The 12,742-nt window shown below is 65.7% G+C and carries 9 protein-coding genes; 3 read left to right on the forward strand and 6 right to left on the reverse strand.

Annotation, left to right across the window (positions count from 1 at the left end; translation table 11 throughout):
- Positions 1–8: 8 nt before the first annotated feature.
- Positions 9–1,373, forward strand: a complete 1,365-nt coding sequence (locus GUY30_RS03360) for an aspartate aminotransferase family protein (RefSeq protein ID WP_167194078.1) — start codon at positions 9–11, stop codon at positions 1,371–1,373.
- A 62-nt stretch (positions 1,374–1,435) separates the two neighbouring features.
- On the opposite strand, the gene GUY30_RS03365 is transcribed toward GUY30_RS03360, so the two are convergent.
- Positions 1,436–3,067 carry an amidohydrolase gene (locus GUY30_RS03365; protein ID WP_167194080.1) on the reverse strand — a complete coding sequence of 544 codons (1,632 nt, stop codon included), beginning with the start codon at positions 3,065–3,067 and terminating at the stop codon, positions 1,436–1,438.
- A 42-nt stretch (positions 3,068–3,109) separates the two neighbouring features.
- Positions 3,110–4,831 (reverse strand): thiamine pyrophosphate-dependent enzyme, encoded by a 1,722-nt coding sequence (locus GUY30_RS03370; protein ID WP_167194082.1) that lies wholly within the window; start codon positions 4,829–4,831, stop codon positions 3,110–3,112.
- A 188-nt stretch (positions 4,832–5,019) separates the two neighbouring features.
- Between GUY30_RS03370 and GUY30_RS03375 the strand changes: the two genes are divergently transcribed.
- Both GUY30_RS03375 and GUY30_RS03380 read left to right on the forward strand, forming a co-directional pair.
- Positions 5,020–7,842, forward strand: coding sequence for an aminotransferase class I/II-fold pyridoxal phosphate-dependent enzyme (locus GUY30_RS03375; RefSeq protein WP_167194084.1), 2,823 nt, complete (start codon positions 5,020–5,022; stop codon positions 7,840–7,842).
- Positions 7,843–7,870: 28 nt separating this feature from the next.
- Positions 7,871–8,416 carry a proline racemase family protein gene (locus GUY30_RS03380; RefSeq protein ID WP_167194086.1) on the forward strand — a complete coding sequence of 182 codons (546 nt, stop codon included), beginning with the start codon at positions 7,871–7,873 and terminating at the stop codon, positions 8,414–8,416.
- A gap of 22 nt (positions 8,417–8,438) precedes the next feature.
- Here the strand turns inward: GUY30_RS03380 and GUY30_RS03385 are convergent, their stop codons facing one another.
- The 4 genes from GUY30_RS03385 to GUY30_RS03400 form a co-directional block, all read right to left on the reverse strand.
- Complete coding sequence (locus GUY30_RS03385) at positions 8,439–9,215, reverse strand: amino acid ABC transporter ATP-binding protein (RefSeq protein WP_323127782.1); 777 nt, start codon at positions 9,213–9,215, stop codon at positions 8,439–8,441.
- On the reverse strand, positions 9,215–10,009 hold the full coding sequence (locus GUY30_RS03390) for an amino acid ABC transporter permease (RefSeq protein ID WP_167200663.1): 795 nt from the start codon (positions 10,007–10,009) through the stop codon (positions 9,215–9,217). Before GUY30_RS03390 ends, GUY30_RS03385 begins: the two co-directional genes overlap by 1 nt.
- 230 nt (positions 10,010–10,239) lie before the next feature.
- Entirely contained in the window at positions 10,240–11,037 is a 798-nt protein-coding gene (locus GUY30_RS03395) for a basic amino acid ABC transporter substrate-binding protein (protein ID WP_228281658.1), read from the reverse strand.
- A gap of 233 nt (positions 11,038–11,270) precedes the next feature.
- Positions 11,271–12,704, reverse strand: a complete 1,434-nt coding sequence (locus GUY30_RS03400) for an MFS transporter (protein WP_228281659.1) — start codon at positions 12,702–12,704, stop codon at positions 11,271–11,273.
- Between the last annotated feature and the right edge of the window lie 38 nt (positions 12,705–12,742).

Raw genomic sequence — 12,742 nt, forward strand, 5'->3', positions numbered from 1 at the left:
GGGTGACAATGGTGCACCAACTCGGCGAGGCCGACCTCGCAGCGCTCAAAGACGAATCCGCCCGAGCCCGGGAGCTCGACCGCGCGCACGTCTTCCATTCATGGTCGGCACAGCGACTCATCGACCCGCCGACCGTTGCCCGCGCACAGGGATCGACGGTCATCGACGGTGAGGGGCAGGAGTTCCTCGACTTCTCCTCGCAGCTGGTGAACACGAACATCGGCCACCAGCATCCGGCCGTCGTGCAGGCGATCAAGGACCAAGCCGATGTGCTGTGCACGATCAGCCCGGCCACCGTCAACGCCGCCCGGTCCGAAGCGGCTCGCCTCATCACCGAACGGACACCGGCCGGGCTCCACCACGTGTTCTTCACCAACGGCGGAGCGGACGCGAACGAACACGCCATCCGCATGGCGCGGCTGCACACCGGGCGAACGAAGGTGCTCTCGCGCTACCGGTCCTACCACGGCGGAACCCAGACGGCCGTCAACGTCACCGGTGACCCGCGCCGGTGGGAGAACGAGACCGGGGATTCCGGCGTCGTCCACTTCTTCGGACCCTTCCTCTACCGCTCGGAGTTCCACTCCGCCACCGAGGCGGAAGAGACCGAACGCGCCCTGCAGCACCTGCGCCGGACCATCGAACTCGAGGGACCGGCGACGATCGCGGCGATCATCCTCGAATCCATTCCCGGCACCGCCGGCATCATGGTGCCCTCTGCTGAGTACATGCAGGGTGTGCGGGCGCTGTGCGACGAGTTCGGGATCGTGCTCATCGCCGACGAGGTGATGGCAGGATTCGGACGGTCGGGCAAGTGGTTCGCCTTCGAGCACTTCGACATCGTGCCCGACCTCATCACCTTCGCCAAGGGAGTGAACTCCGGATACGTGCCGCTGGGCGGAGTCGTCATCAATGACGCGATCTTCGAGACCTTCGCCGAACGCGTCTACCCCGGCGGTCTGACCTACTCCGGGCACCCGCTGGCCTGCGCGGCCGCGGTCGCGACGATCAACGCGATGGCCGACGAGGGCATGATCGAACACGCCGCCCATATCGGAGAGACGATCATCGGCCCCCGTCTGCGGCAGATTGCGGAGAATTCGAAGCACGTCGGCGAGGTCCGCGGCACCGGAGCGTTCTGGGCGATCGAACTCGTCTGGGACAAGGAATCCAAGGACCCGCTGGCGCCCTACGGCGGCGGCTCACCTGAGGTCGCCTCGGTGGTGGCGGCGCTGAAGGAACACGGTGTCATCCCGTTCAACAACTACCACCGGCTGCACGTGGTCCCGCCGATCAACATCAGCGAAGAGGACCTCGAGCGCGGACTCGGAGTCTTCGAGAAGGTCCTCACCGACTTAGACTTCCCCCGCTAGGAACTACCTGACGGCGGCTCAGCAACCTCGCGCGAGGTTGTTGAGCCGCCGTCAGGTAGCAATTAGGGGGAGGTGTGGGTGTAGTTGCCGCCCAAGACGGTCGCGCGGACGGGGATCTGTGCGATCTCGTCCGCCGCGACGTTGGCTGGGTGAGTCTCCAAGGCGACGAAGTCGGCGAGTTTGCCGCGGCTCAGCGTCCCCTTGTCGGCGCCCTGGCCCGAGGCCTTCGCCGCCTCGACCGTATAGGCGGCGATCGCCTCATCGACGCTCAAGGCTTCGGCAGCCGAGCCCATGACATCCCCGCCCCGGGTCCTGCGGGTGACGAAGGCTTCGATTCCGCGCAGCACATTCCCGTCGGCGCACGGGCGGTCAGAGCTGCCGGCCATCGGCACACCCGCATCGACGAACGACTTCGCCCGGTAGATCAGGTGCCGGCGGTCCGGGCCGAGCGAAGCGTTCATCCCGTCCCCGATGCCATCGGCGAACGCCGCCTGGGGGGTGACGACGATTCCGTGCTCGGCCAGCGTCGCCAGATGCTCGTCATGGACCAATGCGGCATGCTCGATCCGGTTGGGCACCGCCCGGCGGCCATAGCGCTGCTGCGCCTCGACGATGTTGGCGACCGCGGCATCCACGGCGGCATCACCGATGGCGTGCACGGCCAGCGACCACCCGGAGGCATAGGTGTCGAGGATCTGCTGACGCAGCACCTCCGCGTCGTCCTGCAGATAACCGGGGTGGTCCTTGCCCGCATAGTTCTCCCGCAGCGCCGCGGTCTCGCCGGACAAGGCACCGTCCATGAAGAACTTCACGGGCCCGATCGAGATGAGATCATCGCCGAGGCCTGTGCGCAGTCCCGCATCCAGACCGATGCCGAACCCGTCGGCGGAGTTCGCCGCGATCGGGTGCAGCCCGTCGGCCTGCGGCATGAGCTGAGCACGCGCCCGCAGCTTGCCCTCCTCCCGAGCCCGCAGGTAGCCGCTGATCTCGATGGGGGAGTGCCCGATCCAGCCATAGGCGATTCCGCATTCGCCGAAGGACGTGATGCCCTCCTTCGCGTAGTAGGCCGTCGCCAGATCGAGGGCGTCGACGACGGTGTCGAGCGAATACGGACGGATGAGATCCTGGACCAGAGTCTGCGCGGTCTCCTCGATCAGCCCCGTGGGATGACCGGCCGCGTCACGCACGACCTTCCCGCCGACCGGCTCCTCGAAACCCGGCTCCAGGATGCCGGCCCGACGCATCGCCTCGGTGTTGGCGATCGCGGCATGACCGGACGTCTGCCGCATGAACAGGGGACGATCCCCGGTGATCTCGTCGAGGCGAGCCAGGTCCGGATACTGCCCGTCGTAGTCACGGTGGGCGTATCCCGTGGCTTCGATCCACTCCCCGGACGGAGTCGTCGCCGCGGCTTTCTCGAGCGCCGCATACACATCGGGCAGACCGCCGGGCAACGCCGTGACATCGACCGAGGCCAGGGTGAGACCGAACCAGGTGGTGTGGCAGTGCACATCGTTGAAGCCCGGCAGCACCGTCGCCCCGTCCAGGGACTCGACCCGATCGGCCTCAATGCCGTCGAGCTCCTCATCGAAGCCGATGATCCGGTTGCCCCACACCCCGATCTTCTGCGCCCGCGGGCGCGACGGATCAAGGGTGTGTGCGTCGAGGTCGGTGAAGATCGCGTCGATTCTCATACGGTCACCTTAGCCAGATTCGCCCGCCGTCGCCGCGAGAGTTCACGGCAGCCGCGCGCCCCGCACGGACGGATCCGTGATGCAGTGGACGAGCGAGAGCCCGTTGTGTTCCAGCGCCCGCTGAAAGGCGTCACGGAAGTCCTCGGTGCGTTCGACGCGGATGCCGAGTCCGCCGAAGGCCGTGGCCATGGCCGCGAAGTCCGGGTTCTGCAGTGCCGTGGCGGTGGCCCGGCCCGGGTAATCGCGGTCCTGATGGCCGCGGATCGTGCCGTAGACCGAATTGTCGTTGAGCACCACGGTGAGGTCGGCGCCGTACTGGACGGCCGTGGCCATCTCCTGCCCGTTCATGAGGAAATCCCCGTCACCGGCGATGCAGAACACCGACCGTTCCGGATGGACGAGCGCGGCGGCGACCGCGGCGGGCAGACCGAATCCCATCGATCCGTTGCGCGGCCCCAGCGCCGAGGGGAACCCGTGCGTGGGCAGGAACCGCGTCGCCCAGCCGGAGAAGTTCCCCGCCCCGTAGGTGATGATCGCGTCCTCGGGCAGCAGCTCCTTCACATGGACGAATGCTTCGTCCATGTCGACGAACCCCGCCGAGGCGGCCGACCCCGACGCTGCCACCTGCGGTTTCCGCCACGCCTCGAGCTCGGCCCGAGCCTCGGCGACCCAATCCGGCAGCGGCACAGCATCCCCGGCCGCTTCGGACAGGTCATCGCCGAGCGGCGGTTCGTCGATCGACCCGTCGGAGGAGACCGAATAGGTGCGGGTGCCCTCCTCGGTGAACAGGGATTGGGCGAACCGGCTCACCGAGGTGACGATGTGCTGGTCGAGACGACCGAAATGGCCGTGCGCATCGGCATCGGGGCCGATGACGACGGTGCGCTGGTCGACGCCGTTCGTGAACCCGTCGGTGGCCACATCGGTGCGGACGCAGCCCAAGTAGATGTGCAGGTCCGCCTCGGCGAGGACTCTCTTCGCCACGGGGGCCGCACCGTAGCCCAGGATGCCGAGGAAGTTCGGACTGTCGTGGTCGATGCCGTCATAGGCGCGGAAGGTGCCGATCACGCCGAGGCCGCGGTCGCGTGACCACTGGGCGATGCGCCGCGAGGTCGACGGCGACCAGTCCTCTCCGCCGATGACGAGCACAGGACGGTCGGCTGCGGTGATGCGGGCCCGCAGCTCCGTGACGTCCCCGGCGTAGGGGGAGGCTGAGCCGTGCACACGTGGGGGAAGCACCGTCCCTGAACTGGGGCGGACGAGGACCTCTTCGGGCAGGCCCACGATGACGGGACCGGGCCGCCCGGTCACGGCGGTGTGCATGGCGTCGACGACCACCTCGGCGGCCTTGTCGGGGTCATCGAGGGTGAGCACCTTCTTCGCGGTCGAGGAGAACCAGCCGTTCAGATCGAACTCCTGGAAGGATTCGCGGCCGCGATGATCGGTGGGGATGAGGCCGACGAAGACGACGAGCGGGGTCGCATCCTGGAAGGCGGTGTGGACGCCGACCTTGACGTTCGCCGCACCGGGACCACGCGTGACCATGGCGATTCCGGGCACCCCGGTCATCCGTCCCTCGGCGACGGCCATATAGGCCGCCCCGCCCTCCTGGCGGCAGACGATCGAGGTGATCGACGAATCGCGGAGTCCGTCGATGACATCGAGGTACGACTCGCCGGGAACCAGATAGGTGCGAGTGACTCCGTGTGCTTCGAGTTCCTCGACGATGAGATGACCTGCAGAAAGAGACGCGGAGGTGTCCATACTCCATGCTTATCATCATTTCGCCTCCTGTGGTTGTCTCAACTGCCCACCACCCTGCCCATTCGAAACTGTGAGGTCGTATGATCGTGCAACAACGGAATCAGTACGGTCCGCCGACTGAGCCCGTGAGCAGGAAATCCACACCGGACCGGGGTGGGGACTGAGACTGACAGCCAGGAGGCTCTCGCATGACCGGAATCGACTCCGACCAGGCAACGGCGCAGGAGTTTGAGCCCACCGACCTGGGCGGCGGCCGCAGGCACGGTCGCGTCGGAGCCCCCTCGACGCCGCGCCGGGCGCAGCTCGAACGGGATCCGGGAATGCCGGCGAGCACGTGGCGGCTGCGTTCGGATGCTTGGGAGTACCTGAAGTTCGCGATCAAACGTCTGGCCGTCAGCGGCGGGGACTTCTCGATGATCGCCGAAGACGGCGAGGTGTGGCGCTCGCTGCGTTCGCTGAAGACGATCGAGCTCTACTGGGCAGGTTTCGGTCAGCGCTATGTCGAGGAGATCACCGACCTGCTCTCGAACGGCGAATTCGACCGTGCGCACGACATGATCACACGTGCGGTCAACCGGCTGCGCGGCACCACCGTGCCCGACACCGGTGAAGACGACCTCACCGAGGATGAGCGCGCCGAACTCAAGGACCGCCAGGACACCCGTCCCCGCTTCGAGGTCCTCATCGTCGATGAGACCACCGAAGGCGGCCGCGACGAACTGCACACCGACCTGCTCAAACTCCGCAACGCCTCCGATCAGTTCATCTACGACTACGTCATCGTGCCCACCGCTGACGATGCGGTGGCGGCGGCCCTGACGAACCCGAACCTGCTCGCCTGCGTCATCCGCCCCGGTTTCACCGACAACACCCGCGAGGTGCTCAGCCGTGACCTGCGCGATTCCATCGAGTTCGCGCACACCTCGACGAAGGAGTCGCCGACGGCGCCGATGAGTCCGCTCAATTCGGTGCGCCGGGTGCTGCGGCTGGCCGACACCCTGGCGAATCTGCGCCCCGAACTCGACCTCTACCTCATGGCAGGCGCCCATATCGAAAGCCTCGCAGGTGCCCTGACCCACCGGTTCCGTCGTGTCTTCCGCCGCGAGGACCAGTTCGAACTCCACCTCTCCCTGCTGCGCCGCATCCAGCACCTCTACGACACTCCGTTCTTCGACGCGATCCGTGAACACGCCCGCCGTCCGGCTGGTGTCTTCCATGCACTGCCAGTCTCCCGCGGCGGCTCCGTCGTCGGGTCGAAGTGGATCGGCGACTTCGTCGACTTCTACGGGCTCAACCTGCTGCTGGCCGAATCCAGCGCCACCTCCGGTGAGCTCGATTCCCTGCTCGCACCGGTGCACACGTTGAAGAAGGCACAGTCGCTGGCCGCCCGGGCCTACGGTGCCAAGCGCACCTACTTCGTCACGAACGGCACGTCGACGGCGAACAAGATCGTCCACCAGGCCGTCGTCTCACCCGACGAAGTTGTCATGGTCGACCGCAACTGCCACAAGTCCCACCACCATGCGCTCATGCTCACCGGTGCTCGCACCGCCTACCTCGAGGCGTACCCCCTCAACGATGTCGCCTTCTACGGGGCGGTGCCGCTGGGCAGGATCAAGCAGCTGCTGCTCGACTACCGTGCCGCCGGCCGCCTCGACGAGGTGCGGATGATCACCCTGACCAACTGCACCTTCGACGGAATCGTCTACGACCCCTACAAGGTCATGTCCGAATGCCTGGCGATCAAGCCCGACCTCGTCTTCCTCTGGGACGAAGCCTGGTTCGCCTTCGCCCGATTCCACCCGGTCACGCGCAAGCGCACCGCCATGGTCGCCGCGGAGACCCTGGAGGAGAACCTGTCCACGAACGCCCACGCTGCGGCGTACCGGGAGCAGCAGAAGCGTCTGTTCGATCCGGAGACCGGCGCCCCCGCCCCCGATTCGGTGTGGCTGGAGGAGGACCTGCTGCCGCCGCCGGACGCGACGATCCGCGTGTACGCGACCCAGTCGACGCATAAGACGCTCACCGCGCTGCGTCAGGGGTCGATGATCCACGTCTATGATCAGGAGTTCTCCTCCGGCGCCGAGGATGCCTTCCACGAGGCGTATATGACCCACACTTCGACGTCGCCGAACTACCAGATCCTCGCGTCCCTCGACCTCGGTCGCAGGCAGGTGGAGATGGAGGGCTTCGCGCTGGTGCAGAAGCAGCTCGACCTGGCGATGAGTCTGTCCTCGGCGATTGCGCGTCACCCGCTGCTGAAGAAGACGTTCAAGGTGCTCACCGCCGCCGATCTCATCCCCGAGGAATACCGGGTGACCGAACGGACGATGCCGCTGCGCGATGGACTGTCGACGATGTGGGACGCCTGGGTCCGCGACGAATTCGTCGTCGATCCCAGCCGCATCACCGTCGAGATCTCGGGCACGGGAGTCGACGGGGATACGTTCAAGCACGAGCACCTCATGGACCGCTACGGCATCCAGGTGAACAAGACGAGCCGGAACACCGTGCTGTTCATGACGAACATCGGCACCTCACGCTCGGCCATCGCCTACCTCATCGAGGTGCTGGTCAAACTGGCGGGGATGTTCAATGATCCGCACGAGCTCCACGAACAGGACGCGTTGACCGAACCGGCCGCGGTGATGCCGCCGCTGCCCGACTTCTCGGCCTTCGCCCCTGACTACGCCGCCGAGGTCCCGGCCGACGACCCGTCGAAGCAGCTGCCCGACGGCGACCTGCGCACCGCCTACTATGCGGGGCTGCGCCGCCAGAACATCGAGCATGTGCTGCCGCATGAGCTGCGCCGCCGCGTCGAGAGCGGGGAGCAGCCGGTCTCGGCTGGATTCGTCACCCCGTACCCGCCCGGGTTTCCGGTGCTCGTGCCCGGACAGGTCATCACCGCCGAGGTGCTCGATTTCATGTCGGCGCTCGACACCCGAGAGATCCACGGCTATGACTCCCGCCAGGGCTACCGCGTCATCCTCAACGAGGTCCTGGAGAACTGAGCGAGATCGACCGTGCAGACCAACCGTCTTGCCGGGTCGGGGGAGGCTGTCATGCGATATCGGCTTCGGCGGGAACTTCTACGCCTTCGTCTCCGCTGCCGACGTCGGCATCCCGTTCGAGCGCGATCGCGGCGGGGACTTCATCTCTGCAGGCCGTGAGATCATGGCCGCCGTCAACGAGCAGATCGACCCGGTGCATCCGGAGACCGGCTTCCGCGGCTGCGAGCATGTCGTGTTCCTGACCCCGCCGACGGAGCCGGGGCCCGATGGCGAAGCGCCGGATGCCCGCCATGTGCTCATCAATCACCCCGGCTGGCTCGACCGGTCGCCCGGAGGCACCGGGACGAGTGCGCTCATGGCCGTCCGGCACGCCCGCGGACAGTTGGGCCTGAACACGGATTTCGTCAATGAGTGCTTCATCGGTACCTCATTCACCGGACGCCTCGTCGAGGAGACGACCGTCGGCGAGCACGTGACCGTGGTGCCGACGATCACCGGCAGTTCTTGGCTGACCGCGACCTCGCAGTTCATGCTCGACCCCAGCGACCCGTTCCCCGCCGGATTCACCCTCTGAGCCTACGGGGAGACGCCGACCGCTACCCCAGTTGGCCGGGATGGAGGACGCGGGAGAGGAAGTCCTTCGTCCGCTGCTCCTGGGGATTGCCGATGACGTCCTTGGCCGGTCCGGCTTCGACGACGACTCCGCCGTCCATGAAGACGACGCGGTCGGCGACCTGGCGGGCGAACTCCATCTCGTGGGTGACGACGACCATCGTCATTCCCGCCTCGGCGAGGTTGCGCATGACCTGGAGGACATCGCCGACGGTCTCCGGGTCGAGGGCCGAGGTAGGCTCGTCGAAGAGCATGACGTCGGGGTCCATGCTCAGCGCTCGGGCGATCGCCACGCGTTGCTGCTGGCCGCCGGACAGCGATCCCGGCTTGGCCTCCATCTTCTCGGAGAGTCCGACCTTTGCCAGGTTCGCCTCGGCGACCTTGTTGGCCTCGGCCTTCGATCGCTTGAGGACCTTCGTCTGGGCGATCGTGAGGTTCTCACGCACGGTGAGGTGGGCGAAGAGGTTGAAGGACTGGAAGACCATGCCGATGCGGGTGCGGGCGGCATCGATGTCGAGATCGAGGTCGGTCATGTCCATGCCGTCTACGACGATCGAGCCGCCGGTGGGCGTCTCCAGGGTGTTGATGCACCGGAGCATCGTCGACTTGCCCGAGCCCGAGGGCCCGATGACGCAGACGACCTCGCCCTTGTCGACGTCGAGGTTGATGTCGGTGAGGACCTGGTTCGTCCCGAAGCTCTTCTGCAGGTTGCGGATGGCGATGATCGGGGTCTTCGTCCCAGTGTGCGAGGTGGTTGTCATCATTTCACTCCAGAATCTGCGGAACCGTATTTGCGCTCGAGGACCCGCGACAGGTACGACAGCGGGATCGTGATGATGAGGTAGCACAGCGCGATGACGATGAAGGGGGTGAGGTTGGCGGTGTTGACGATCTCGGCGCGGCCGAGTGCGGCGAGCTCACGGCCGTCGACGGAGGATCCGAGGATGTAGGCCAGCGATGAATCCTTGGTCAGCAGAATGAGCTCGTTCGTCAGCGGCGGCAGGATGATGCGCATCGCCTGCGGAAGGACGATCGTGAACATCGCACGCGATGATGACATACCCAGTGAGCGGGCGGCCTCGATCTGGCCTTTCGGCACGGCCTGGATACCGGCGCGGATCGTCTCCGCCATGTAGGCGGAGGACACGAGTCCGAGGGCGATCATGATGATGACGAGCTGCGGGAGGATGAAGCCGGGGAAGGCCACCGGCAGACCGAATCCCATGACGAGGAAGACGACGAGGGCGGGCAGCCCGCGGAAGAACTCGATGTAGATCGTCGCCAGCCAGCGGTAGACGCCGACCGAGGACAGGCGCATGAGGGCGACGACAAGAGCGATCGCCAGGCCGAGGGCGAAGCCGAGAACGGTGAAGACGACTGTGTTCTTCAGCGCTCCCGTGATGACTTCGGGGAACATGTCGGCGGCGATGTCGAAGCGCCCGAACGTGTCGATGAGCGTCGGCCAGTCGGCGACCAGCGCGACGATGATCGCGATGACGACGAGGATGGCGTATTGGATGCCGCGAGAGAGCTTCGCCTTCTGGCGTTTGCTCATCTTCGCTTTCGGAGTGGCGGTGGCGGCCGGGACGGCAGGGCCGGTCTGGCGGCCGTCCTCGTTCGCTGTGGGAACTGACATGGGTGTCCTTCGAAAAGCTGTGGCGGGGGTGTCCGCCGGGGGTGCGTGCCGTGAGTGTCGGTTGGGACTCCGGCAGGTCGGTCGAACTCAGCCGAACGGGCGGCCCGCTGCAACGACTTCATCGCAGCAGGCCGCCCATTCGCAGGTGATCACTTCGGTGCTTCTCCGAACCACTTCTTGTAGATCTTGTCGTACTCGCCGTTGTCCTTGATCTCCTTGATCGTGTCGTCCACGGCCTTCTTCATCTCGGTGTTGCCCTTCTTCATCGAGATGCCGTAGTGCTCATCGGTCTTGATATCGAAGCCGACAGCAAACCCCTGGTTCTCGGTGTTGTAGTTGTAGAGCACGCCGTTGTCGTTGATGACGGCATCGACCTGACCGGTCTTGAGGGCCTCGAGCGAGAGCGGCAGATCCTCGTAGGTGATGACCTCGGAATCCTTGAAGTTCTCAGTGGCGTAGTCGAGGCCCGTGGTGCCGGACTGAGCGGCGATCTTGAAGCCCTTGAGCGCCTTCTCGTCCTTCGCGGTCTTGTCGGCCTTCGTCAGAATCGCCTGGTTCGCATCGAAGTACGGCTCGGAGAAGTCCGTGGCCTCTTCGCGTTCGGGGGTGATCGTCGTCGCCGCTGCCGCGACATCGCACTTCTGCTGATTGAACTCCGCGCCCGAGGTGATCGTCTCGAACGAGGTGTTGATGATCTCCTGCTCGACGCCGAGCTTCTTCGCCACGGCATCGACGATGTCGACGTCGAAGCCGACCACCTCGCCGTCCTTCTCAAACTGGAAGGGCTGATAGGACAGGTGGGTGCAGGTCGTCAGCTTGCCCTCCTTGACGAGGGGGACACCGCCCTCGGCCGTCGCTGCGGGTTCGGAATCGCCGCCACCGCCGCAGGCGGACAGGGCGAGCATGGCGCCGACGGCCACAGTGGCCAGGGTCAAGCGTCGATTCATGGTTCCTCCAGTGAGTCGGTGACGGTTGCGTCACGCAATCGCGGGTCGCCCGGTGGTCGTACCTGAGCAACGTCTGAAAGGAATCCTACCGTGAACTGAGTCACACTTATGGCGCTTCGATGATCGCCGAGGCGGTTGTGACGAAATCGTAGTCAACATCGTGGCCATGAATGCAGAGAAGCCCGACCAGCGAAGTCGTTGGTCGGGCCCTCGGGCGGTGGTCTGAGTTCGGCTCAGCTGAGCTGATCCTCCATGTCGAGGTCAGAGGTGTCCTTGGCCAGCCACAGTGCGATGATCGTGACGATCGCCGCGGCGATGATGTAGAGACCGCAGTAGAAGATCGACCCGCCTTCGGCCTGCCACAGAGCGACCATGGCGAACGGTGCGGGACCGGCACCGATGACGCTGGACATGTTGTAGGAGATCGCCGAACCGGTGTAGCGGACGTTGGCGGGGAAGAGCTCCGGCAGATATGCGGCCATCGGTCCGAAGGTCAGGCCCATGAGGATGAAGCCGACGATGAGTCCGATGATGACTCCCGGCGTCCCTGCATTGAAAAGGGTGTTGACGACGAGTCCGTAGGCGGCGATGAGCACGGTCACGCCCAGCAGCATCTTCCGGCGGCCCAGCTTCTCCGCCAGTGGTCCGGAGACGACGGTGAAGATGCCGAAGAACACGACGCCGATGATGAGGTAGGTGAGGAACTCGTTCTTCGTGTACCCCAGCCCTGCGACGAAGCCCGCGGGGTCGAAGGTCTTCCCTGCCGCCTCGGCGGCGGTCTGGGCCTGTTCGGGGGTTGCCGGTGAGGTGCCGTAGGTGAGGGTGAACGCGGTCATGAAGTAGAAGATCACGTAGGTCGCGAGCATGATGAACGTGCCGAGGATGAGCGGTTTCCAGCTCGTGGCGAAGACCCGTCCGAGCGGGGCCTTCGAGATCTGCTGCTTCTGAGCGACGAGCTGGAATGCCGGGGTCTCCATGAGTGACATGCGGACATAGAGGCCGACGGCGACGAGCAGGGCCGAGAGCAGGAACGGAATGCGCCAGCCCCAGGCGAGGAACGCCTCGGGGGAGGTCCAGGTGCCGAGGGCGACGAAGAGCAGGTTCGCGATGATGAAGCCGACGGGCGCGCCGAGCTGCGGGAAGGTGCCCCAGATGGCGCGCTTGCCCTTCGGGGCATTCTCGGTGGCCAGCAGCGCCGCGCCCGACCATTCGCCGCCGAGGCCGACTCCCTGGCAGAAGCGCAGGAGGACGAGGAACAGTGGAGCGAGAACGACCCAGCCCGGCGTGCTGGCGGTCGGCAGCAGGCCGATGAGGAAGGTGCCGATGCCCATGATGAGCAGGGAGGCGATGAGCGTCTTCTTCCGGCCGATGCGGTCGCCGAAGTGGCCGAAGATGATCGAGCCGAGGGGGCGGGCGACGAAGGCGACGCCGAAGATCGCGAACGAGCTCAGCAGCTGAGTCGTCGATGTCTGGTTGGGGAAGAAGAGGGCCGGGAAGACCAGCGAGGAGGCCGTGGCGTAGGCGTAGAAATCGAAGAATTCGATCGTGGTGCCGACCATCGAGGCGGTCAGGACCTTGCCGCGGGTGTTGTTCTTCCGAGTCGCTGCGATCGCGTCGTCGACCCCGGGTGCCGAGGAGGAATTCTCCGGCTGTGTTTCGGTGGACATGGTGGTGGTGCTCCGCTGTTTCGTGAGTGCAGGCACGG

It is taken from the genome of Brevibacterium pigmentatum (assembly GCF_011617465.1).
Lineage (GTDB): Bacteria > Actinomycetota > Actinomycetes > Actinomycetales > Brevibacteriaceae > Brevibacterium > Brevibacterium pigmentatum.

Excerpts from the sequence above, each read along its gene's own strand:
- GUY30_RS03400 (WP_228281659.1), bottom strand. The coding sequence starts at position 12,704 with ATGTCCACCGAAACACAGCCGGAGAATTCCTCCTCGGCACCCGGGGTC.
- GUY30_RS03360 (WP_167194078.1), top strand. The coding sequence starts at position 9 with ATGGTGCACCAACTCGGCGAGGCCGACCTCGCAGCGCTCAAAGACGAA.
- GUY30_RS03390 (WP_167200663.1), bottom strand. The coding sequence starts at position 10,009 with ATGAGCAAACGCCAGAAGGCGAAGCTCTCTCGCGGCATCCAATACGCC.
- GUY30_RS03395 (WP_228281658.1), bottom strand. The coding sequence starts at position 11,037 with ATGAATCGACGCTTGACCCTGGCCACTGTGGCCGTCGGCGCCATGCTC.
- GUY30_RS03375 (WP_167194084.1), top strand. The coding sequence starts at position 5,020 with ATGACCGGAATCGACTCCGACCAGGCAACGGCGCAGGAGTTTGAGCCC.
- GUY30_RS03370 (WP_167194082.1), bottom strand. The coding sequence starts at position 4,831 with ATGGACACCTCCGCGTCTCTTTCTGCAGGTCATCTCATCGTCGAGGAA.
- GUY30_RS03385 (WP_323127782.1), bottom strand. The coding sequence starts at position 9,215 with ATGACAACCACCTCGCACACTGGGACGAAGACCCCGATCATCGCCATC.
- GUY30_RS03365 (WP_167194080.1), bottom strand. The coding sequence starts at position 3,067 with ATGAGAATCGACGCGATCTTCACCGACCTCGACGCACACACCCTTGAT.